This window comes from Flavobacterium piscis (genome assembly GCF_001686925.1).
In the GTDB taxonomy this organism is placed as follows: domain Bacteria; phylum Bacteroidota; class Bacteroidia; order Flavobacteriales; family Flavobacteriaceae; genus Flavobacterium; species Flavobacterium piscis.
This window is the reverse complement of sequence record NZ_LVEN01000042.1, coordinates 280,475-303,696: the sequence shown is the minus strand read 5'-3', so window position 1 is coordinate 303,696 and position 23,222 is coordinate 280,475. Positions and strand designations below refer to the sequence as shown.

Below are 23,222 nucleotides of genomic sequence, written 5' to 3'. Positions count from 1 at the left end.
AAAAAAGCCTTTAAACAAGATCGTTAAAGGCTATATAATTAAAAAGAAAAACTTACATGTTATTAAGCACCCTGTAGCTGTAAATTACTTTTATGTTTTTGCATCAAAACATAGGTAATTACCATTCCGATAACAGCCATTGCAACTCCAATAAGATTTGGCGAAGCATAACTGTATCCTGCTGCCAAAGGCAAACCTCCCAAAAAAGCTCCTAAAGCATTCCCGATATTAAAACTTCCCTGAAGCGCTGCCGATGCAATCATTTCAGCGTCTTTGGCTGTTTTAATCATCAACATTTGTATAGGCGCAATTACCGAAAAAGAGATAGCACCTGTCAGAAAAGTCAGGAATAAAGAAATGTATTGATTATATGAAAATAAGTACACCAAAATCAAATCGATCGACATGACAAACAACAAAGCCAATACTGTTGGTGCAGGCGAGTATTTATCGGCTAGTTTGCCTCCAATAAAATTTCCCACTACCATTCCTAATCCGGCAAGAATTAAGATATAAGAAACGTCTTCGGCTGAAAATTTAGAAACATTAATTAATAAAGGTGCGATGTAACTAATCCAGGCAAATAATCCTCCAAATCCAATTGCGGTAATACCTATAATTAGCCACGCCTCGGTTTTCTTAAAAAATTGCAGTTGGGTTTTCATATTTACATTTCCGCTTTTCTCAAGATTTGGCATCCATAAAGAAATAAATAAAAATGTAAGCAATCCTACAGCAGCAATTAATATAAAAGTATAGCGCCATATAAAATGATGCCCTATATAAGTACCAATAGGCACACCTATTAAATTGGCCAATGTAAGACCCGAGAACATAATGGCAATAGCCTGGGCCTCTTTACCTTTATCAGCCAAACGACTCGCTACAACTGCGCCAACCCCAAAAAAGGCTCCGTGTGGTAATCCGGAAAGAAATCTGGATGCGAATAAAAAATTATAATCTGGCGCAATAATCGAAAGCGCATTAAAAACAGTTAACATCAATGCTAAGATTAAAAGCATTTTCTTTGGCGGAAAGTTTCTTCCAAGGATTACTAATAAAGGTGCTCCAATAACAACTCCAAGTGCATAAGCAGAAATTAAATAACCTGCAACCGGAATCGAAACTTTCATATCTGAGGCAATATCTGGCAACAAACCCATCATAACAAACTCGGTAATACCAATTGTTAATCCTCCTAATGAGAGTGCAATAAGACTTTTTTTCATTTGTTTTTATAAGAAAGGAATAGATTTTCTATGGTGCAAAGTTAACACTGTTAAGCAGAAAATTAGTTGTACATTTGCGATATAAACTTGTAAATTTAAGTTATGCCAATTTTAAATCAATTCAAAACCCTGGTCATTGATGAATTTGAAGATGAGAAATTTCACCTTCCGCCGCATACGCATACTTATTACGAAATCATTTATATCAAAAAAGGGACTGGCGTTCATCACCTGAACAACAACTTATTACCTTATAAAACAGGTGACCTTTTTGTAATTTCACCAGAAGATGAGCATTATTTTGATATTAAAAAGAGTACACGCTTTTTCTATATTAAGTTTACCGATAATTATTTCAATTCGAAACAAAATCTTACTTGTGATGAATTTTTAATTCATACTCCTGAAAGTTTCATGCGTGATAGGACCCTAAAAGAAACGGTTCTTAAATTAGATGATCCCTGCAAAACAATCTTAAAAAACACAATCGAGAACATTGCTGCTTATAATTGTAAAACCGATGTTTCGACCTCTCCTATTGTCTTTTATCAAATTCTTTCAATTTTTGGATTAATTAAAGAAACCATGCGTGGCCAGAATCTTATTGTAAAAGGTAATTCAATCGATAACGAACAGATAACATCCTATATACATCAGAATATTTATCAGCCAAAACTGGTTCAGATAAAAGTTATTGCGAATCATTTTAATATTGCTGAAACCTATTTTAGCGCTTATTTTAAAAGAACATTTTCTATTAGTTATCGCGAATATATTCATAATTTGAGAACTACATTAATAGAAAAACGAATTCACAACAATCAGCTTCCTATTAAACAAATAGCGTATGAGTTTGGTTTTACCGATGAAAGTCATCTTTCGAACTATTTTAAAAAGAGAAAAAACATGAAACCAACTGATTTCAAAAAAACTTAAAATTGGAAATCTTAAATGTATAGTTGCTCTTAAAAAAAATATTTAAATTTGTACTTTCAAAAACAATTTCATTGACGAAAAAATTTCACATATTATTTCTCTTTTTAACTCTTGGCTTCTTTTTGATGTCCAATTCGGGTTATGCATGTGGAAAAACCGAAGAGAAAATGTCATGCGAAAAGAAGGAAACTTCAAAAAAAGAAAGTACAGATTCTTGCCAGAAGGATTGTTGTAAGAAAACCAAAGAAGATAAAAAAGGACAACATGGCTGCAACGGAAAATGCGACCATTCAGGTTGTACAACTTCATTTCTGCAATTGAGCCTGATCACAAACGAAATTGATTTAAGCAATAATCTTTTTAATTTTTCTACAAAAAAACAAATCTCATACTACAATAATGCTAGTATTTCTGATGGTTTTACTTCGATCTGGTTACCACCAAAAATAAAATAATTCTATTTCTGATAGCCATAATTATGTTTAGCTGCCAAAGCTCTAAAGTTCTGAGAAAAAATCAAACTTTGCGTCACTGGGACTTTGCGAGATTAAACATTCAATTAAAAAATAAAATTATTTAACTTAGGGGATAAATTCACATTCTCTATCAAAAATCACATAAAATGAAAAATACAATTTCAACTATAGCAGTAGTAATCACATTATTATTTTCTGCAAATAATATTCAGGCAACTACCATAAAAACAGTAATAACTACAAATGAAGATGTTGATTCCAGTCAGTTACAAACTGTTTATGATGCTTATTTTACAGTAAAAGATGCTTTAATAAAAAGCGATGCGAAATTAACTTCGGCGAAAGCCAATGATTTATTAGCTGCAATAACTGCAGTAAAAATGGACAAACTAAAAAGTAACGAACACACTGTTTGGATGAAAGTGGTAAAAAAATTAACCGCTGATGCCAAAAGTATTTCAGGTACTTCAGATCTTAAAAAACAACGTGAAACTTTTAAATCACTTTCAAAAAATACCTACGATTTAATTAAAATTTCTAAATCTGATGTCGCTGTTTACAAACAATATTGCCCAATGGCAGATGCTGATTGGTTAAGCAAAGAAAAAGCAGTTAAGAATCCGTATTATGGTTCTTCGATGCTGACTTGCGGAAACGTGGTAGAAACCATAAAATAAATATGACACTCTACATCAAAAACATGGTGTGTGGTCGCTGTAAAATGGTTGTGAAGTCTGAGTTGGATAAACTCGGACTTCAGACTATTGCTGTTGAATTAGGCGAAGTCGAACTGCAGGATGATATTACCGATTCTCAGAAAGAGATTTTACTTAAAAATCTGCAAGCTTTGGGTTTTGATTTTATTGATGATAAAAAAAGTAAAACAATTGAGAAAATTAAAAATCTAATTGTCGATTTAGTTCATCATAAAAACAGCGAACTTAAAGTTAATTTGTCTGATTATTTGGTTGAAAACCTCAACCAGGATTATAGCACACTAAGCAACCTTTTTTCGGAAATTGAAAATACTACGATCGAAAAATACTTTATCAGCCAAAAAATAGAAAAGGTAAAAGAACTATTGATTTACAATGAGCTTTCGTTGAGTGAAATTGCTGATATGTTAAACTATAGCAATGTTGCTCATTTAAGTAATCAGTTCAAGAAAATCACTGGATTTACGCCCACTTATTTCAAACAGTTGAAAGACAAAAAACGCATTCAGATAGAGAATTTGTAAATTTTATTTAACCGCAATCCCGATAACTATCGGGAGCAAAGATTTACGCAAGGTTCGCAAAGTTATTTTAGACAAAGCTTTGCGAACTTAACGTTTTTTATAAAACTAAGTATATCCAAAAAAACTTTGCGGCCTTTGCGGTTAAATACTCTTTCCTAAATATTACAAATCATTCTCATAATTATACAAACCGTTGTAAATCTTACTTCGGAAATTTGCATTGTAATACCTAAAAAACGAAAAACAATGACTCATCAATATATAATTTCAGGAATGTCATGCAATGGCTGCCGAACTAAAGTAGAAAAAACGCTAAATGAAGTTGAAGGAATTCATGCCGAAGTAACGTTAGATCCGCCAATGGCAACCATAACAATGGAAAAACATGTTCCAACTGAAAAATTTCAGGAAGCTTTATCAGCTGTAGGAAAGTATATTATTGAAATGAAGTCTCCAACTCATGGTACAGAACCCGCTGCAAAATCATGTTGTTCAGGCCATAAAAAAGAAGATCATACTTCGCATTCTCATAAAAAAGAAAAAACAGTAATTCCTCATAATGCAACAGGTATTTTTTACTGCCCAATGCATTGCGAAGGCGATAAAACGTATAACAAACCCGGAGACTGCCCTGTTTGCGGAATGGATTTGGTACCGCAAATAGCCATTGGAACACAATTTACCTGTCCAATGCATCCGGAAGTTATTTCGAACGAATCAGGCGATTGTCCTATCTGTGGCATGGATTTGGTTCCGATGCAGGCTTCTGAATCTGAAGAAAACAAAACTTATACCGACTTGCTAAAGAAAATGAAGATTGCGACATTCTTCACGCTTCCTATTTTCATTATATCAATGTCAGAAATGATTCCGGATAATCCACTTTTTAAAATCATGTCAATTGAAAAATGGAACTGGGTTCAGTTTCTATTTTCAATTCCGGTTTTATTTTATGCCGGATGGATGTTTTTTGTTCGTGCCTATAAATCGATTATCAGCTGGAATTTAAACATGTTTACTTTGATTGGAATTGGAACCAGCGTTGCTTTTCTATTTAGCGTGGCCGGAATGCTCTTTCCTGATATTTTCCCATCCGAATTCAAATCGCATCACGGAACTATTCATTTGTATTTTGAAGCGGCCACGGTTATCATTACGTTAGTTTTATTAGGTCAGTTATTAGAAGCCAAAGCTCACGGACAAACGAATGGCGCGATTAAAGAATTACTAAAATTAGCACCAACCGAAGCTACTTTGGTAGAAAACGGAAACGACAGAACAATTTCAATTCACGATATTAAAAAAGGTGATTTATTGCGAGTAAAACCGGGAGAAAAAATTCCTGTTGACGGAAAAATAACATCGGGAGAAAGCAATATTGATGAAGCCATGATTACCGGAGAACCCATTCCGGTTGATAAAAAAGCGGGCGACAATGTGATTTCAGGAACTATAAACGGAACCAGATCATTTGTAATGATAGCCGAAAAAGTAGGTTCAGAAACTTTGCTTTCGCAGATTATTCAAATGGTAAACGATGCGAGCCGTTCGCGAGCACCAATTCAAAAACTGGCAGACCGCGTTGCGAAGTATTTTGTTCCAACAGTAGTGGCTATTTCTATATTGACTTTTATTATATGGGCAAAATTTGGGCCGGAACCTTCGTATATATACGGATTAATTAATGCTATTGCGGTTTTAATCATCGCTTGTCCTTGTGCTTTAGGATTGGCAACACCAATGTCGGTTATGGTGGGCGTTGGAAAAGGCGCACAGCACGGAATTTTAATCAAAAATGCCGAAGCGCTCGAAAACATGAATAAAATCGACGTTTTAATTACAGATAAAACCGGAACTATTACTGAAGGAAAACCAACTGTAGAAAAAATCTTTGCAATCGATAATAACGAAGATATTCTGTTGCAAAGTATTGCTTCGCTAAATCAGCATAGCGAACATCCTTTGGCGCAAGCCGTTGTTAATTTTGCTAAAGCTAAAAACCAACAATTACTTGAAGTTCCGGATTTTGAAGCAGTTGCCGGAAAAGGAGTTTTAGGAACAGTTAACAATTCGAAAATAGCATTAGGAAATAAAAAACTAATGGAACAGATTAACGCTTCGGTTTCTGATGATTTTGAAAGCAAAATTACAGCCGAACAAAATCTTGGAAAAACGGTTTCATACATTGCCATAAACAATATTGTTTCAGGTTATGTAACCATTACAGATGCCATAAAAACAAATAGTGCCCAAGCCATTAAAGATTTAATCGATCAGGGCGTTGAAGTCATTATGCTTACCGGAGATAATAAAAATACGGCAAAAGCAGTGGCGGATCAGCTTCATTTAACTTCTTTTAAAGCCGATTGTCTTCCTGAAGATAAACTAAGAGAAATTGAACGTTTACAAGCTGAAGGAAAAGTGGTAGCGATGTCCGGTGACGGAATAAACGATGCTCCTGCTTTAGCCAAAGCTGATATCGGGATTGCTATGGGAACCGGAACTGATGTTGCCATTGAAAGTGCCAAAATAACGCTGGTAAAAGGAGATTTAAACGGAATTGTAAAAGCTAAAAAGCTGAGCTTTTCGGTTATGAAAAACATTAAGCAAAATCTGTTTTTTGCCTTTATATACAATGTTTTGGGTGTACCAATTGCAGCAGGAATTTTATATCCTGTATTCGGAATTTTGCTTTCGCCGATGTTAGCCGCTTTGGCAATGAGCTTAAGCTCGGTTTCGGTAATTGTAAATGCTTTGCGATTGCGAAACCTCAACCTTTAAAAAATCAATATGAAATTACATATTATTATAATTACCTTTTTGATTGCTTTTAGTGCAAAAGCCCAAAAAGTAGTTCGTTACGATTTGCACGTTCGTGATACGATTGTCAATTTTTCAGGAAAAGAAAAACGCGCTATCGCAGTCAACGGACAAATTCCGATGCCAACATTGACTTTTACCGAAGGCGATATTGCTGAGATTTATGTGCATAATGATCTCAAAAAAGAAAATACGGCACTGCATTGGCACGGTTTATTTCTTCCGAATAAAGAAGATGGTGTTCCGTATTTAACACAAATGCCTATTAAGCCGGGAACAACTCATAAATATACTTTCCCAATTATCCAGAACGGTACGTATTGGTATCACAGTCACTCAGGTTTACAGGAACAAATTGGTTTGTACGGACTTTTTATTATTAATAAAAAGAAAGACGATACTACTTTTAGAAAAGGGATTGATGATTTACCAACTGTTCCGGTTATTCTGAGCGAATGGACGGATTTAAAGCCAGAGAATGTTCAGCGAATGCTGCACAATGCCAATGATTGGTTTGCGATAAAAAAAGGAACAACACAGAGTTATGCCGAAGCGATCAAAAAAGGTCAGTTTTCGACAAAAGTCACTAACGAGTGGAAACGCATGAATGCCATGGATGTGAGTGATGTTTATTATGAAAAGTTTTTAATTAACGGAAAAAATGAAGATCAGCTTTCGCAATTTAAAGCCGGAGATAAAGTCAGATTGCGAATTGCAAACGGAGGCGCTTCAAGCTATTTCTGGCTGACGTATGGAGGCGGCAAAATAACAGTTGTAGCGAGCGACGGTAATGATGTTGAACCTGTAGAAGTCGACCGATTGATTATTGCCGTTTCTGAAACTTACGATATTATCGTGACAATTCCTGAAGATAAAAAATCCTTTGCTTTTTTGGCTACAGCTGAAGACAGAACCGGATCTGCTTCTTTATTTTTAGGTAGCGGCACAAAACAACCTGTCAAACATCTTCCTAAATTGAAATATTTTGAGGGAATGAAAATGATGAACGACATGATGAAGATGAATGGCGAACTGAATGATATGGGAATGAAAATGTCCCTGAACAAAATGGACATGAATGCAGTAATGTATCCTGAAATTTCGGGAGAAGATGCATCTGCAAAAACAGAAGATCATTCGATGCACAATATGGAAGGCATGGAAATGTCAAGTGATTCTACCGCTACTTCTGAAATTGTAACACTGAATTACGGAATGTTGAAATCTCCAACCAAAACAACATTGCCAAAAGACGCTCCGGTAAAAGAATTACGTTTTACATTATCGGGAAACATGAATCGTTATGTATGGAGTTTAGACAATAAAGTAATTTCTGAAACGGATAAAATCTTAATTAAAAAAGGCGAAAATGTTCGAATTGTATTGTACAACGGGTCGATGATGCGCCACCCTATGCATTTACACGGACATGATTTTAGGATTTTAAACGAACACGGTGATTATTCTCCGCTAAAAAACGTAATTGATATTATGCCTATGGAAACCGATACCATCGAGTTTCAGGCAAATGCAGATGGAGATTGGTTTTTCCATTGTCATATATTGTATCACATGATGGCCGGAATGGGACGTATTTTTACTTATGAAAATTCAGCTCCAAATCCGTTGATTCATGATCCGAAAATGGCAGATAAAATGCTCAAAATGGACGATCGTATGTTTCATTTTATGGCCGAAAATGATTTTGCTTCAAACGGAAATGATGGTGAAGCCATGTTCAGCAACACACGCTGGAGTATTGGAACCGAATGGAGATTGGGTTATAACGATAAACACGGTTATGAAACCGAAACACATATTGGCCGCTATATTGGAAAAATGCAATGGTTTATGCCTTTTATAGGTTTTGACTGGCGCTACAGAAAAATGGGAATGGACGAACAGGAACAAAACTTTTTTGGACAATCAAATTCCAAAGACAATCGTTCTGTTTTTAGCGCCGGTATCGAATATACACTGCCAATGCTTGTAAAAGCTCAGGTCGAAATGTATACCGATGGAAATGTGAGAGTACAATTTGAACGAAAAGATATTCCGCTTTCAAGACGTTTGCGAATGAATTTGATGTGGAATACAGATAAGGAATATATGGCTGGATTAAAATATATTGCCGGAAGAAACTTCGGAATCACAACACATTACGACAGCGATATGGGAATTGGTTTTGGAGTGAATCTGAATTATTAACAATAATTTTAATACTGTTTTGATTGCATTAACTTATCGTTGACAATTCTGAAAACCAAATCGCATTATATTTGAAAAACAATCGTTTATCAAAAAAAAGAAAAATATCTAACAACTAAATTATATTAAAATGAAAAAATTATTTACCGTTTTAACCATCGCTTTATTTACAATTGGATTACAGGCGCAAGACACAAAACCAGCTCCTAAAAAAGAAAAAGCGAAGAAAGAAGCTTGTTCTAAAAAATCAGGTGACAAAGACAAAAAATGTTGCTCTAAAAAATAGTAGCAACATGCATTAAATGTAAAAGGCCTCAAATATTTGAGGCCTTTTTTATGCTTTTTTACCACGAATTTCACGAATTGACACTAATTTTAAAATTCGATTTAAAAAATAATTCGTGCTAATTCGTGAAATTCGTGGCAAAAAACTTATTTCAATTTAACACTCCATTCAAAATCCATTTCTGAAACCTGAATATCTTCTTCATTTGTTCCTATGGATTTCATCCAGAAGGTTTGGCCCTCGCCTGTCGCTATTGTTCTTTGAATTGCTTCGGCAATCAAATGTCCGTCGTTACAAACGAATGTTATTCTTCCGGTTGCTTTTTTGGTAAAGTTTCCTTTATTATTGGCTACGAGCATCGATATTTTTTTTCCGCTTTGCTGAATTTGAGAGATGACCAATGCTCCGGTTGTTAACTCTGCTGCCATTGCCTGAACTGCAAAATACATGGAGTTAAAAGGATTTTGATTTATCCATCTATGTTTTACGCTTACCACGCATCTATCTTCGTCGATTGCCTTTACACGTACACCACAAAAGTATGCTGATGGTAATTTGAATAATACAAATTTATTGAGTTTAGAAACTGATATCGCCATGGTATTTATTTTTTTATGTAAAAATACGAAAAAACTATGCACGCACAATAAATCGCAATTACTTTCCTAAAAAGGTAGCAAAACCAAGCCTTTTCGATGGTTTTCAATACATTATAACCAATTTTAAAACTTTAACTTTGTTAATATTTTGTTAATATTTGGTACTATGCAAAACAAGATACTGTCTTTTAGACATATATTTGCATAAGAAAATACTATATACTTTTAATCATGGAAACAACAACACCACTAATCATGGAAACATCAGAAAAGAACATTGCAACGTTCACACACTTAAGTACTTTAAGTCAGTACATTATTCCTTTTGGAAATTATATTTTTCCAATCCTGATCTGGACGAGTTACAAAGACAAATCAGAATTTGTAAATTATCACGGAAAGCAAACATTGAATTTTCAATTGAGTCTTTTGCTTTACACTTTAATTTTAGCATTAATTGCAATTCCGATTTTTGCATTTGTACTTTTAAAAAACCTGCCAATCAATACGGTTTTTAACGATGAAGATTTAATCATCAGAAATCTGAACATCGACGGAAATATTGGAATTTTAAGTATTGGAGCAACGGCAGTTTTACTTTTTGGATTATTAAAATTTGTTGAATTCTTTTTAGTGATTTACGCTTCGATAAAAGCTTCGAATGGGGAGTTTTACAAATATCCACTTACGATTCCTTTTATAAAGTAAGGCTTCGGCTTTGCTCAGCCTGACATAAAAATTAAAAGTTATAGTCGAAACTTTACAAGCAATCAACAAGAATCGTTTCGAACTCAATCATCAATCAAAATCATCATCAATCAATCATCATCAATCAATCATCATCAATCAAAAAACGAATTGTTCAATCTAAAAAAAACAAAATGAAATTATGAACATTGAAAACACAAAAGCACAGATGCGCAAAGGTGTTCTTGAGTTTTGCATCTTATCTGTATTGAAAGAAAAAGACGCATACACATCAGAAATATTAGACACTTTAAAAAACGCAAAATTACTAGTTGTTGAGGGAACAGTTTACCCGCTTCTAACCAGGCTGAAAAACGACGGTTTGCTTAATTATCGTTGGGAAGAATCGACTTCAGGACCACCACGAAAATATTATGGCTTAACCGAAATAGGACAAACATTTTTAAACGAACTTAGCGGAACATGGACAGAATTGTCTGACGCCGTAAATCTAATCACCAATCAAAATCAATAATCATGAACAAAACAGTAAATATTAACTTAGGCGGTATGGTTTTTCATATAGATGAAGACGCATATTTAAAATTGACACGCTATTTTGACGCTATAAAACGATCATTAAACAACTCATCAGGACAAGATGAAATTATTAAAGATATCGAAATGCGTGTTTCTGAATTATTATTGGAAAAACAAAAAAGCGACAAGCATGTTGTAGGACTGAAAGATGTTGATGAAGTGATTGTAGTGATGGGACAACCGGAAGATTATATCCTTGAAGACGAAGAAAAAACAAATCAGTCTTTTAATGATTATAATACAACCAGAAAACATAAAAAATTATACCGAGATAAAGAAAAAGGTATGATTGGTGGTGTAGCAACTGGTTTAGGTCACTATTTTGGAATTGACGCTGTCTGGATAAAAATTATCTTCTTAATATTTGTTTTTGCAGGTTTTGGAACAGGAATTTTAGCTTATTTCGTTCTTTGGATTGTAACACCTGAAGCGGTTACAACATCTGAAAAACTGGAAATGACTGGCGAACCGGTTACGATTTCGAACATAGAGAAAAAAGTACGTGAGGAGATTGAAAACTTATCTTACAAATTTAAAAATGCAGATTATGACGCAATGGGAAACCAGGTAAAGTCAGGAGCTGAGAGAATAGGTAGTTCATTTGGAGACTTTGTTATGACGGTTTTTAAAATCTTCGCTAAGTTTTTAGGAGTAATATTAATCCTGTCCGGAATTAGTGTTTTGATTATGTTGCTGATTGGAGTATTTACTTTGGGAACCAACATATTCATTGATTTCCCTTGGCAAAACTTCGTTGAAGCAGGAAACTTTACTGATTATCCTATCTGGTCATTTGGTTTATTAATGTTCTTTGCAGTTGGAATTCCGTTTTTCTTTTTGACACTTTTAGGTTTCAAATTGTTATCTCCAAACTTAAAATCTATTGGAAATATTGTAAAATATACTTTGTTAGCAATTTGGATTATTGCCGTTGCAATTGTTATTAGTATAGGAATTAAACAAGCTACTGAAATTTCATACGACAATAAAACAGTAGAGAAAAAAGCACTTAACATTACACCAAAAGATACATTGTTCGTAAAATTCAGATACAATGATTATTATGCTAAGGATTTAAATCACCATAGAGAATTTGAATTTGTTCAGGATTCCGCTAACAATCAATTACTATATTCAAATGATGTTCGTTTGCATGTTTTACGTACTGATGAAGCTGCTCCTTATATTCAGATAGAAAAAAGTGCAAGAGGAAATTCGTTTATCTCAGCAAAACAAAGAGCAGAAAAAATCAATTACAAATTTCAGATCAACGGAAATCATTTAGTTTTAGATAATTATTTCCTAACTGATGTAAAAAACAAATTTAGAGGTCAGGAAGTTGATGTATATTTGTACTTACCTGAAGGTCAATTATTCAAGCCAGATGCTTCTGTTCAGGATTATGATGATTCTGAAGATAGTTTCTTCAACTTACATTTTAGTGGCAACTATAACTATAAAGTAGAAGGTTCTAAAATTAAATGTTTGAATTGTCCAGCTGAAGAGAATGACCATAATGATATAGACGAAGAAGAAACTCAAACTGACAATGACACAGTAAATGAGGTTTCGGTTAAAATTAATGGAAAAGAAATTTTAAACGGGAAAAAAACCAACGGCAGATTAACCACTGACAAAAACGGAGTTATAATCAAAATTAACTAAGCCATGATAAAAATAATCATTCATATTACGAAATTTATTGTTGCAGGTATTACCGCATTATTGTTCGCTTCATGCAACCTTAATGTAAACAAAATTGAAGGAAGTGGAAATGTTACCACTGAAAAAAGAATTGTTCAGGGAGATTTTACAAAAATAGATGTAAGCAATGCAATCGATCTGGTAATTGAGCAATCTGACGCGACAGAAATTGTTGTTGAAGCAGATGATAATATTCAGAAAGACATTATTACAAAAGTCGAAAACGGAACTTTGATCATTAAATCTAAATTCAATTCTTTTCGAAATATAACAAAGAAAAAAGTAACGGTAAAAATGCCTAAAATTGATAAGCTGGAAGCTTCTAGTGCTTCAACTGTATCAAACAAAGGAATAATTCAGGGTGAAAATCTGGATTTAGAATCTTCAAGTGCAGCAACAATAGATCTTAATGTAGAATCTGATAATATCTCTGCCGATTCCGGAAGCGGAAGTACTATTAGTGTAAAAGGAAAAGCTTTAACATTTCATACCTCAGCGTCAAGCGGATCCAATGTAAATGCGGGTGAATTATTAGCCAATGATATTCATGCCGAAGCTTCAAGCGGAGCCAGTGTAAATGTTCATCCTATTGTAAAATTGAAAGCTGAAGCAAACAGCGGAGGAAGTGTTAATTACAACAACACTCCTAAAACAATCGAGAAAACTTCGAATTCAGGAGGAAGTATTAGCCAGGGGTAAAAGATATTTATCTGTTAAATATAAAAAAATCATTCATCGAAAGTGGATGATTTTTTTATATTTGTGAAAATCAAATCTAGAATTAATGAAAAAAAATACAGCCTTACTCCTATTATTATTGGTTACAACATTAACTTTTGCTCAAAGAAGAGAAAAAATAAAAGGATCTAAAATCGTAACCACTTCAGTAAAAGAAGTAGGAGAATTTGATGGTATTGAAGCCGATGATAATTTAGAAGTTTATCTTGAAAGAGGAGAAAAAAATGAAATAAAAATTGAAGCCGACGACAATTTACACGATATCATCGGGATGGATTTAAGAGAAAAAGTACTTCGTTTATACACTTCTAAAGAAAGTACTATTTTCAAAAAACTAATCGTTCGTGTTACGTATACAAGTTCTCTAAAAAGTGTTATTGCAAAAAATGATGCAGTCGTTTATGCTATTCAGGAACTTCAGTTAGACGACATTACGTTTAATACTTTTGATTATGCTAAATTATTCCTGAATGTAAATTCTAAAAAGTTCACCTTATTTGCTGATGACAAATCAAAAACCGAATTGAATTTAAAGTCTGAAGATGCAAATTTACAATTGAGTAAAAATTCCTCGATTAAAACATTGGTATCTGCTATAAAATTCAAATGTGATTTATATCAAAAATCAGTTGCCAATATTGAAGGAATTGCCGAAAAAGCAACCATTCGTTTAGATAACAATTCCATCTTTACAGGAATCAAATTTACTTTGAAAGAAGCTAATATTACTGCAGAAAACTATGCTTTAGGAAGTGTTTTAGTTGAAACTACAGCCTCAATAGCCCTTGGGGATAAAGCCGAACTTTCTCTTTTAGGAAGTCCTGCCATTACGCTGACTCGTTTTTCTGAAGAAGCAAAATTATTGAAGAAGATAAAGTAGAAAGTCTCAGTTTTTCAGTTTCAGTTTTCAGTCTGAAACTTCTTAAATATAAATACACAAAAAAGTCCTATTCGCCGCGGCGAATAGGACTTTTGTTTTATAGCTCTATTCCTATTTCAATAAACTGAAAATAAGACTGAAAACTTATTCCTTAGACGCCAAATATCTTTCAGCATCCAATGCAGCCATACACCCTGTACCCGCAGCAGTAATTGCCTGACGATATACATGATCTGCAGCATCACCCGCTACGAAAACACCTTCAACATTAGTTTTAGAAGTTCCCGGAGTGTTTATAATATAACCTGTTTCATCTAGTGTGATGTAGTCTTTAAAAATATCTGTATTTGGTTTGTGACCAATGGCAACGAAAAATCCCGTGGCAGGAATTTCGATAACTTCCCCAGTAGTTTTGTTCAGTGCTTTTATAGCATGTACTACTTGTTCGTCACCTAATACTTCAAGAGTATCGTGGTTCATTAAAATTTCTATGTTTTCGGTTTTGCGAACGCGTTCTTCCATGATTTTAGAAGCTCTGAATTTTTCGCTTCTTACTAACATGGTTACTTTTTTACAAAGTTTAGACAAATAATGTGCTTCTTCGCAAGCAGAATCTCCTGCTCCAACAATTACAACTTCCTGATTACGGTAGAAAAATCCGTCACAAACAGCACAAGCAGAAACTCCGCCACCCATTTGTAAATAATGTTGTTCTGATGGCAATCCTAAATATTTAGCTGAAGCACCTGTCGAAATAATAACCGTTTCACAGTGCAATTCTATTGAATCGTTAATCCATACTTTATGAATATCTCCTGAAAAATCAACTTTGGTAGCCCATCCATCACGGATATCCGAGCCAAAACGTTTTGCTTGTTCTTGTAATTGAACCATCATTTCCGGCCCTGTAACACCATCAACATAACCCGGAAAATTTTCTACTTCGTTAGTAGTAGTCAATTGTCCTCCTGGCTGCATTCCTTGATATAAAACTGGATTCATATTTGCTCTGGCAGCATAAATAGCAGCAGTGTAACCTGCAGGACCAGAACCTATGATTAGGCATTTAATTTTTTCGATTGTATCTGACATAATATGATTCTATTAATAATTGATGGTGCAAAAGTAAGTTTTTATTGTTGGAATAAAGAACTCAATTAATCAGTTTTTGCTATTCTGAAATAGACAATAGTGAATACGGTAGAAATAAAAATGCTTCGCGACATATCAATGCCAAATATTGTAGGGAAACATTAAATTATATACTCCCTAATTATTTTTTAACGCAGAGTTCGCAATCCCGATAGCTATCGGGATTCGCGGAGTTCGCGGAGATTGGAGTTGTGTTTACAAAACCTAAGTCCGCAAAGCTTTGTGAACTTTGTGTTTTTACTGAATTTAGAATATTTAAAAAACTTAGTGTTGTCTGTGGTAATTTTTTTCTCTTTTCAGAGTTTTTGAGATTAATCCAGAATGAGATTGAAATTTCAGTTTCATGCAAAAAAAAAGCCTTTTCAAGAAAATGAAAAGACTTTAGTCGGGGTGGCAGGATTCGAACCTGCGGCCTCCTGCTCCCAAAGCAGGCGCGATAACCGGGCTACGCTACACCCCGTAAGCGGGTGCAAATATATAACTATTTTTGGCTTATCCAAAACAAATTTAGAAATAAGAAAAAAAATATTTCACTATAAATTATAATTAGAAACAAATGAGTCAATTAAAGTTAATTATTTATTTAAAAAAAACACAAATATGCCTTTTAATATTATAAATATGGCCTTTGCAATAAACTTAATTATATAGATTAATCTTTTTTTGCAAAAAAAATCAAGAAAAATGAAAACAATACTATTATATATTGTTCTCTCTATCTCATTGACAGCTTTTGCACAAGAAAGTCTTGTATCCCGAGATGAGAATATCAAGATTGAGAACTTAAAAATGTATAAAGAAAAAGCGCATGCTTCTTATTATCATGATAAATTTAACGGAAGAAAAACAGCAAGCGGAAAAAGACTCGACAACACCAAGCTCACTGCTGCTCACAAAAAACTACCTTTTGGTACAAAACTAAAAATAACAAACGTATTAAATAAAAAATCCACTATCGTAGAAGTTACAGATAGAGGACCTTTTAGAAAAGGTAGAGAAGTTGATCTCTCTAAAAAAGCTTTTATGGATATTGCTTCGAACAAAAATAGTGGTGCTATTAATGTAAAAATCGAGATTTTGGTAAAGTAAATCCTCCTTCTTAATATTGAAATATTATGTACTACTTTGGACAATAAAAAAACTCTGAAGACCTATTAGTCTTCAGATTTTTTTATTTGAAAGATTTTCCAGTATTATTGTACCGCTTCTTTTTTACTTTTCCATAACAATATAGACAGGATAGGATTCACTATTAGGCAAATTAACTTCTTCGTCGTACGATTGCGTACCTTCTCCATTGTTATATAAGGCGACACGTTTCACACCTGTTGCTGTACTACCGCCACTACTATTAATCACATTTTGAATATTACCTGGACCGGCAAAACGCGTGATACACATTTTTTCGAGTTTCACATTTGGACTATTCGGTATTTCAAAACCATTTTTCTTATTCACTTTGCCATCTGTTCCTGTAAAAACTGCATAAGATCCCATTCCTATACTTTGATGTTCTTTCACAGTATTTGCTACTTTGAATGCTGCATAACCATCAACTTTACCTCCCTGACTGCTCCAGCTAGCCTGATTTGGAGCATCGTATGGCGGTTCGTTTTGAAAGAAATAAGTTCTGCCACGTTCTCCTAACCATAATACTTCATATTCCTGAAAGTGTTCGACAAATAAAGCATAAAGTGTAACATCATCTCCTGTAACAATAAGGCCGTTTTTACATCTGTCTCTTATCCAGCGTGCATTTCCACCTTTTTGCGAACCATGGTCAGCACGCCACAGCCAAAAATGATCACCCACCACATTGTTGCTGTTTATTTCCATAGAAGCATGTATCTGAATATTTTTTGACTGAACCCCGCCTACTCTACAAGTGATATCTGAAAGTAAAATGTGATCTGCAGAGTGGTCAGCATTTGCTCCTTCGTTACCAATTCTAACCTGATACGTTGTACTATTAAATGAATCCATAAGAAGTCCGGCAATGATAATCCCGTCTTTGTCATCTGCATAGATACATCCCCAAGTATTTTTCTCGGTCGGCTCTAATGTTACTGATGCTATACCAGCGCCCAAAAGTATTGCATCCTTTCTATTTACCTGAATAGGAGCATTCAATGCGTAATGACCTGGAGTAAAAAATATATTTTTGCCAACTTTTAACGCATTATTAATTTCAACATCAGTATCGCCTTCTTTGGCAACATACCAGTCGGTAAGCAAATCCTGAATTTTTCCTTTCCCCATATTTGTTGCCGACCAGGAAACTCCTACTCTGTCCTTTTGCCATGCCGGAACAAATACTTTGTACTCGCCATCATTATCGATAAAAAGAAAAGGTTTTTCTCTAATAACAGGTGTAGTAGGAACTGGCGAGTTGGCATCATCTGCTTTTGGAGGATTGATGCAACCTTGCCAAACCATATTATACGAACCGCCCATTGCGCCGGAACCTGAAGGAAAAACAGTATTTCTGGTGTACCATTGTTGTTGTCCGCCCCAGTTTGGCCTGGACGATGTATAATGTGTGTCGGCAATAAAACCACCGCTTCCCCAAAAGTTAGTGTCTCCAATATCTGAAATGTATTTCGAAGTACTTTCAATCAGCATTCTTCTTGCACTGGTGGATTGAGAAACTGTCCATCCAAAATCCCGGATTATTGCTACATTTTCTACAGAACGCCAAAATGTACACGTAGCATTTGCTCCACCAGAAAGATGAGGTCTGGTGAATATCGAACCTAGTTTAACGGCTGATGGTAACTTGCCTAAACCTCCTATATGAGAATAAAATCCTAATTCTATTGAATTTGCTGTTGCCGATGATGCAGAACCAGATCCGCCCGAATCGTAAGTTTGTCCCTCAATATTTGCTTTAAAATAATAGGCCTGACGTTTTGTAGTCCATTCGCCATTTGATCCGCCCAGGCCAATAGCACTAAACTGCGAATTAATATCATTTCGCGCAGTTTCAGCTTTTTCATATTTTCGATCGTAGAAATACATATTACTGCCAAAAATCTGGTTCTCTATCGAAACCATTATAGTTATAGCATTACGGGTAATTTTATAATAGTTCTCGTATTTATCTTTATTTGGCTTATTATCTGTAAATGTCAATTTCGTAGTCGAACCAACAGCAACAAACTCTGAAGCCAAACGACTTCCTCCTCTTGTAATTACATAATTTCCTGTAGAACCAAATGCCGGCCATGATAAGGTTATACTATGTTTCTTTTTGTTGTAAACAATCTTGCCTTCTATCTTATTCTCCTGATTTTTTTCATCAGATAAATTTAGCGTTACAAAACTGCATAGCATCAGCATGACTGTAAATGCAGCAAATACTGAGATTAACTTTTTAATCATAATAATCTTTTTGGGTTTAATATAGTTTTTAAGGATTCGAAAAATAGTCATAATCTTTAAACTATATGTCCGTATTTGGTCCCAATTTTCTCATCAAAAACTATACAAAGGCTTAATTTTCCTTTTAATAGCAATGCTAAAAGTAAAGACTGAGTAAATAACAGACTTGTAATTACAAATAGAGAGTTTTAGATCAAGCTAATTCTATAGAAAAAAACAAATACTTCATTTAACACGAAAAGAACTAAAAAAATCCCCTTCGTATTAAAATGTTATTATATTTACCAATCATAACATTATACTTAGTTCTTTATGGAAAGTTTTCTTTTAGTTGCGTTATTTTGTTTCTTAATCTATATATTTAATATCATCAAAGGTCGTTTTAATCACCTCGAAAACGACATTCAGAAACTTAACAAAAAGATTGATCTTTTAAAAACAGTTGAAAAACCTACTGAAATTATTCCTACCGGACCAATTCCTGTTGTAAAAAAAGAAGAATTTAAGATTGAGCCTGAACAATCTAACAAGGCTATTTTTGAACCTACGCAACCAGAAGCAATCAAAGAAAAAATCTCAGATGAGCAATTAGAAAAAATAGCTTTATCTTCTACTATTGATAATACACCTAAACCAATTGAATCTAGACCTCTGGAACCAAAACCAGTTCAAAGACCAATTGTTCCTGTTGAACCACAAAAATCATTCTGGGAAAACTTCAAGGAGAAAAATCCGGATTTAGAGAAATTCATTGGTGAAAACCTGATCAACAAAATTGGAGTTTTAATTCTGGTATTAGGAATTAGCTATTTTGTAAAATATGCCATAGACAAAGACTGGATCAACGAACCGGCAAGAGTTGGAATTGGCGTATTATGTGGTGCACTAGTTATGGGAATTGCGCATAAACTGCGTAAAAACTATGCCGCCTTTAGTTCGGTTATTGTTGCCGGGGCAATTGCGATTTTTTATTTTACAATAGGAATTGCTTTTCACGATTATCATTTATTCAATCAAACGGTAGCCTTTAGTATCATGGTGATCATTACAGCTTTTAGTGCTTTAATATCATTATCCTATGATAGAATTGAGTTAGCTGTGCTTTCGCTAATAGGCGGATTTGCGGTTCCGTTTATGGTAAGCACCGGCGAAGGAAATTATGTAGTTCTTTTTAGTTACATTATTATTCTAAATATTGGGATTTTAGCCATAGCCTATTATAAAAAATGGAATCTGGTTAATATACTTGCCTATATCTTTACGGTCTTATTATATTTCGCATGGCTAACTAAAGATTTAAGCTCGAACAAACCGCATTACCTTGGAGGATTAGTATTTGGATTTATTTTCTATTTCATTTTTATATTAATGAACCTTGTAAATAACATTCGGTCTAAAGGAGAATTTTCTAAAACCCAACTCACTATTTTGGCCAGCAACACTTTTTTGTTTTATGCTGCCGGAATGGCGATTTTAAACAATTATCATCCGGAATTAAAAGGTCTATTTACCACTATTCTTGCCTTGCTCAATTTAATTTACGCCTGGATTTTATACAAAAAATTCGATCTCGACCAGAAAGCAGCTTATTTACTTATTGGTTTAACGCTGACTTTTATAACATTAGCAATTCCTATTCAGTTCGAGGGCAATTATATTACCTTATTTTGGGCAGCAGAAGCCGTTTTATTGTTATGGTTATCTCAAAAATCTAAAATTACAAGCTATCGATTTGGCTCTATAATAGTTCATCTTTTAATGATTTTCAGCCTGATCATGGACTGGAACAAATATTACAATGGCACTTTACCATTAAATATTATTATTAATCCAATATTTATAACAGGTATTTTTGCTGCCGGTTCTTTATTTGCAATTTGGTATTTATTAAAAAATGAAACCGAAAATTCAACTATTTTCGGCTTCAACTTTAATCCTGAAAAATACAAAAGAATCGTTTTAGAAACAGGTTTTGTAATTGGTTATTTCACAGGTTTATTCGAAGTTATTTACCAATCGAATCACTATATCGACAGCATTTACAGTTCGATAGCATTACCTATTTTATATCATTTGTTATTCTCGGCTTTGTTTTCTTCTTATCTGATAAAAAGAAAAACAGAAACCGGATATCAGGGTGCTTTATTACTTGCGATTGGTAATATTGTCTTGTTTGCCTTTTGGTTCTCTAACTATCCTTTTTTTGAGCATAAAGACATTATTAGTTCAGGAAGCGGAAGAGCAATTGCTTTTTACCTGCATTATATTTCATTGATTATCACGATATATTTTGGCTATCAATTGTTTCAGATTTATAAAAAAGTAGACTTCACTTTTCTTAAAAGCCGATACTTCATGTGGATTGCGGCATTTTTCATTATTTATATTGCCAGTTCAGAAGTGATGCTTCACGGTCTCATTTTTATGAATTCTCCGGTAACTCTTCAGGACATACAAACAAGTCCTATGTACGCGAGTTACAAATCTAACTTACCTTATTTACGTGAATTTATTGCCGAAGATTATATTGCATTGGCCAGAACTAAAATCATCAAAACAGGATTCCCAATTCTTTGGGGAGTTTTGGCTTTTGTATTTTTAATTATCGGAATAAAAAAACAACTAAAATCCCTGCGAATAATCGCTTTATCATTACTGGGATTAACGATCTTAAAACTATTTTTATACGACATTAGTAATATTTCTGAAACCGGAAAAATCATCTCTTTTATCCTTTTAGGAATTTTAATTTTGATTATCTCTTTTGTATATCAAAAAATCAAAGTATTAGTTATTGACGAAAACAAGCCTGAAGAAACCAATGAAACTAAATAAATTCATCTTATTGCTATTGATTACAAACCTCTCGTTTGGGCAATATCAAACTACTGCAAAACTAAAAAAAGTCGCTCAAAGTGGCTTTAACGAAATTATTTTATCACCTGAGATTCGGTCATTATCGAAACAGGATTTGAGCGACATTAGATTATTTGATGCGAAAGGAAATGAAGTTCCGTATTTTATACAAGCATCTCAAAATGTTTCATCAAATACTTTTGATATATATACTATTGTTTCAAAAACGACTGTTCCTAAAAAGAGCACTTCAGTAATTATTGCAATTCCTTCAAATAAACACAACAATCAACTTTCGCTTTTTATCGCTAATTCTGATGTAGAAAAAAAATATTCTGTTTCAGGAAGCGACGACCAAAAAGAGTGGTTTGGGATTTCTGATGCACAAACACTTTACGATCTCAACAGCACATCAGAAACAAGCGTTATTAAAACAATATCTTATCCTTTAAGTACTTACAAGTACTTGAAAATAGATTTTGATGATCGAAAAACACTTCCAATTAATGTTCTTAAAGTTGGGAATTTCAACTCAAAATTGCAGAAAAGTGCTTTACAGGAAATCTATCCAAAGAAATCGGTAACAAAAGAAATTCCTTCAGAAAAAGAAACTCAAATTCATATTCTTTTTGATGCGCCACAGGTAATTAATGAGATTTCATTCGAAATTTCAAAACCTACTTATTACAAGCGAACTGCAATTCTTTACAAGAAAACAAAACGCCAGACAAAAAGGAAATCTCAAATATTCGACGAAGAAATTACTTCTTTCGAATTGAATTCAAAAAATGCCACAAATACTTTTATATTTCCTCAAATATTCGAAAAAGAGTTTTTTATTAAAATCAAAAATCACGATAATCAACCCTTATCGATTTCAAAAATAAAATACTATCAAAAACCAATTTCTATTATTGCGGATTTAAATTCTAATGAAAATTATATCCTAAAAACAGGAAATAAAAAGCTGAGAGAACCGGAATATGATCTTTCGAATTTTAAAACCAATATTGCCGGCAATTTACCACAAACAACTTTATACCATATTCAGCAAAATAACCCGGCAAAAACTTCAACAGCAAGTCAGTCATTTTGGCAACAATCATGGTTTATGTGGCTTTGCATTATTTTGGGTGGCATTACAATTTTATTTTTTACCGCCAGTTTAGTAAAAGATTTAAAAAGAAAAAATTAAAGCAACGCTAAATCTAATGTTGCATATTTTTTTAAGATTTAAACCAAAATTTGTTCTTTTATGCCAAAAAGAAGATGATAATAGAACGAATTTTCGTTACTATTTTTTTATTATATAAGAAATTAAAATCCTCAGAACACGCACCATACAACGATTAACCGAAGTTTCTTAAATGTTAACAAAATAGATTTTCAGAAACCATAAATAATTGTATTTTTACGGTTCAAAATTCAGA

General features: G+C 33.7%; 19 protein-coding genes and 1 tRNA gene. 15 read left to right on the top strand and 5 right to left on the bottom strand.

The genetic code is table 11. The features are described from left to right. Positions 1-62: 62 nt before the first annotated feature. Entirely contained in the window at positions 63-1,229 is a 1,167-nt protein-coding gene (locus FLP_RS18745) for an MFS transporter (protein ID WP_065451015.1), read from the bottom strand. Positions 1,230-1,331: 102 nt separating this feature from the next. Between FLP_RS18745 and FLP_RS18740 the strand changes: the two genes are divergently transcribed. From FLP_RS18740 to FLP_RS25570, 7 genes are all read left to right on the top strand, one after another. Continuing rightward, positions 1,332-2,165 carry an AraC family transcriptional regulator gene (locus tag FLP_RS18740; RefSeq protein WP_065451014.1) on the top strand — a complete coding sequence of 278 codons (834 nt, stop codon included), beginning with the start codon at positions 1,332-1,334 and terminating at the stop codon, positions 2,163-2,165. A 71-nt stretch (positions 2,166-2,236) separates the two neighbouring features. Continuing rightward, complete coding sequence (locus tag FLP_RS18735; RefSeq protein WP_065451013.1) at positions 2,237-2,620, top strand: hypothetical protein; 384 nt, start codon at positions 2,237-2,239, stop codon at positions 2,618-2,620. Positions 2,621-2,787: 167 nt separating this feature from the next. Next, complete coding sequence (locus FLP_RS18730; protein WP_065451012.1) at positions 2,788-3,318, top strand: DUF3347 domain-containing protein; 531 nt, start codon at positions 2,788-2,790, stop codon at positions 3,316-3,318. Between the two features lie 2 nt (positions 3,319-3,320). Beyond that, entirely contained in the window at positions 3,321-3,881 is a 561-nt protein-coding gene (locus FLP_RS18725) for an AraC family transcriptional regulator (RefSeq protein ID WP_065451011.1), read from the top strand. 246 nt (positions 3,882-4,127) lie between these two features. Further along, positions 4,128-6,662 carry a heavy metal translocating P-type ATPase gene (locus tag FLP_RS18720; RefSeq protein WP_065451010.1) on the top strand — a complete coding sequence of 845 codons (2,535 nt, stop codon included), beginning with the start codon at positions 4,128-4,130 and terminating at the stop codon, positions 6,660-6,662. A gap of 9 nt (positions 6,663-6,671) precedes the next feature. Next, entirely contained in the window at positions 6,672-8,909 is a 2,238-nt protein-coding gene (locus FLP_RS18715) for a multicopper oxidase family protein (protein WP_065451009.1), read from the top strand. A 130-nt stretch (positions 8,910-9,039) separates the two neighbouring features. Further along, on the top strand, positions 9,040-9,195 hold the full coding sequence (locus tag FLP_RS25570) for a hypothetical protein (RefSeq protein WP_165606694.1): 156 nt from the start codon (positions 9,040-9,042) through the stop codon (positions 9,193-9,195). A 146-nt stretch (positions 9,196-9,341) separates the two neighbouring features. On the opposite strand, the gene FLP_RS18710 is transcribed toward FLP_RS25570, so the two are convergent. Beyond that, positions 9,342-9,794 (bottom strand): DUF4442 domain-containing protein, encoded by a 453-nt coding sequence (locus FLP_RS18710; protein ID WP_065451008.1) that lies wholly within the window; start codon positions 9,792-9,794, stop codon positions 9,342-9,344. Positions 9,795-10,025: 231 nt separating this feature from the next. Between FLP_RS18710 and FLP_RS18705 the strand changes: the two genes are divergently transcribed. The 5 genes from FLP_RS18705 to FLP_RS18685 all read left to right on the top strand — a co-directional run bounded on the left by FLP_RS18705 (position 10,026) and on the right by FLP_RS18685 (position 14,403). Continuing rightward, entirely contained in the window at positions 10,026-10,502 is a 477-nt protein-coding gene (locus tag FLP_RS18705; protein WP_065451007.1) for a DUF4870 domain-containing protein, read from the top strand. Positions 10,503-10,683: 181 nt separating this feature from the next. After that, positions 10,684-11,016: a PadR family transcriptional regulator gene (locus tag FLP_RS18700; protein ID WP_008464689.1), complete on the top strand. Its 333-nt coding sequence runs from the start codon at positions 10,684-10,686 to the stop codon at positions 11,014-11,016. A gap of 2 nt (positions 11,017-11,018) precedes the next feature. Next, positions 11,019-12,746 carry a PspC domain-containing protein gene (locus tag FLP_RS18695; protein WP_065451006.1) on the top strand — a complete coding sequence of 576 codons (1,728 nt, stop codon included), beginning with the start codon at positions 11,019-11,021 and terminating at the stop codon, positions 12,744-12,746. 3 nt (positions 12,747-12,749) lie between these two features. After that, positions 12,750-13,484, top strand: coding sequence for a head GIN domain-containing protein (locus FLP_RS18690; protein WP_065451005.1), 735 nt, complete (start codon positions 12,750-12,752; stop codon positions 13,482-13,484). A gap of 85 nt (positions 13,485-13,569) precedes the next feature. Beyond that, positions 13,570-14,403, top strand: a complete 834-nt coding sequence (locus tag FLP_RS18685) for a GIN domain-containing protein (protein ID WP_065451004.1) — start codon at positions 13,570-13,572, stop codon at positions 14,401-14,403. Positions 14,404-14,547: 144 nt separating this feature from the next. Here FLP_RS18685 and trxB read toward each other — a convergent pair whose 3' ends face one another. Together trxB and FLP_RS18675 are read right to left on the bottom strand one after the other, a co-directional pair. Beyond that, positions 14,548-15,495 (bottom strand): thioredoxin-disulfide reductase, encoded by a 948-nt coding sequence (gene trxB / locus FLP_RS18680; protein ID WP_065451003.1) that lies wholly within the window; start codon positions 15,493-15,495, stop codon positions 14,548-14,550. 445 nt (positions 15,496-15,940) lie between these two features. Further along, positions 15,941-16,015: transfer RNA gene (locus tag FLP_RS18675), tRNA-Pro, on the bottom strand. Between the two features lie 224 nt (positions 16,016-16,239). On the opposite strand from FLP_RS18675, the gene FLP_RS18670 reads away from it, so the two are divergent. Then, on the top strand, positions 16,240-16,644 hold the full coding sequence (locus FLP_RS18670) for a septal ring lytic transglycosylase RlpA family protein (RefSeq protein ID WP_065451002.1): 405 nt from the start codon (positions 16,240-16,242) through the stop codon (positions 16,642-16,644). A gap of 123 nt (positions 16,645-16,767) precedes the next feature. Here the strand turns inward: FLP_RS18670 and FLP_RS18665 are convergent, their stop codons facing one another. Then, positions 16,768-18,936: a pectate lyase family protein gene (locus tag FLP_RS18665; RefSeq protein ID WP_065451197.1), complete on the bottom strand. Its 2,169-nt coding sequence runs from the start codon at positions 18,934-18,936 to the stop codon at positions 16,768-16,770. A 312-nt stretch (positions 18,937-19,248) separates the two neighbouring features. Here FLP_RS18665 and FLP_RS18660 point away from each other — a divergent pair, with 312 nt between their 5' ends. Next, positions 19,249-21,771: a DUF2339 domain-containing protein gene (locus FLP_RS18660; protein WP_065451001.1), complete on the top strand. Its 2,523-nt coding sequence runs from the start codon at positions 19,249-19,251 to the stop codon at positions 21,769-21,771. Then, entirely contained in the window at positions 21,758-22,987 is a 1,230-nt protein-coding gene (locus FLP_RS18655) for a hypothetical protein (protein ID WP_065451000.1), read from the top strand. The genes FLP_RS18660 and FLP_RS18655 overlap by 14 nt, the downstream gene beginning before the upstream one ends. Positions 22,988-23,222: the final 235 nt, after the last annotated feature.

Excerpts from the sequence above, each read along its gene's own strand:
- FLP_RS18670 (WP_065451002.1), top strand. The coding sequence starts at position 16,240 with ATGAAAACAATACTATTATATATTGTTCTCTCTATCTCATTGACAGCT.
- FLP_RS18685 (WP_065451004.1), top strand. The coding sequence starts at position 13,570 with ATGAAAAAAAATACAGCCTTACTCCTATTATTATTGGTTACAACATTA.
- FLP_RS18665 (WP_065451197.1), bottom strand. The coding sequence starts at position 18,936 with ATGATTAAAAAGTTAATCTCAGTATTTGCTGCATTTACAGTCATGCTG.
- FLP_RS18725 (WP_065451011.1), top strand. The coding sequence starts at position 3,321 with ATGACACTCTACATCAAAAACATGGTGTGTGGTCGCTGTAAAATGGTT.
- FLP_RS18700 (WP_008464689.1), top strand. The coding sequence starts at position 10,684 with ATGAACATTGAAAACACAAAAGCACAGATGCGCAAAGGTGTTCTTGAG.
- trxB (WP_065451003.1), bottom strand. The coding sequence starts at position 15,495 with ATGTCAGATACAATCGAAAAAATTAAATGCCTAATCATAGGTTCTGGT.
- FLP_RS18745 (WP_065451015.1), bottom strand. The coding sequence starts at position 1,229 with ATGAAAAAAAGTCTTATTGCACTCTCATTAGGAGGATTAACAATTGGT.
- FLP_RS18740 (WP_065451014.1), top strand. The coding sequence starts at position 1,332 with ATGCCAATTTTAAATCAATTCAAAACCCTGGTCATTGATGAATTTGAA.
- FLP_RS18710 (WP_065451008.1), bottom strand. The coding sequence starts at position 9,794 with ATGGCGATATCAGTTTCTAAACTCAATAAATTTGTATTATTCAAATTA.
- FLP_RS18660 (WP_065451001.1), top strand. The coding sequence starts at position 19,249 with ATGGAAAGTTTTCTTTTAGTTGCGTTATTTTGTTTCTTAATCTATATA.
- FLP_RS18720 (WP_065451010.1), top strand. The coding sequence starts at position 4,128 with ATGACTCATCAATATATAATTTCAGGAATGTCATGCAATGGCTGCCGA.
- FLP_RS18655 (WP_065451000.1), top strand. The coding sequence starts at position 21,758 with ATGAAACTAAATAAATTCATCTTATTGCTATTGATTACAAACCTCTCG.
- FLP_RS18715 (WP_065451009.1), top strand. The coding sequence starts at position 6,672 with ATGAAATTACATATTATTATAATTACCTTTTTGATTGCTTTTAGTGCA.
- FLP_RS18730 (WP_065451012.1), top strand. The coding sequence starts at position 2,788 with ATGAAAAATACAATTTCAACTATAGCAGTAGTAATCACATTATTATTT.
- FLP_RS18705 (WP_065451007.1), top strand. The coding sequence starts at position 10,026 with ATGGAAACAACAACACCACTAATCATGGAAACATCAGAAAAGAACATT.
- FLP_RS25570 (WP_165606694.1), top strand. The coding sequence starts at position 9,040 with ATGAAAAAATTATTTACCGTTTTAACCATCGCTTTATTTACAATTGGA.
- FLP_RS18695 (WP_065451006.1), top strand. The coding sequence starts at position 11,019 with ATGAACAAAACAGTAAATATTAACTTAGGCGGTATGGTTTTTCATATA.
- FLP_RS18690 (WP_065451005.1), top strand. The coding sequence starts at position 12,750 with ATGATAAAAATAATCATTCATATTACGAAATTTATTGTTGCAGGTATT.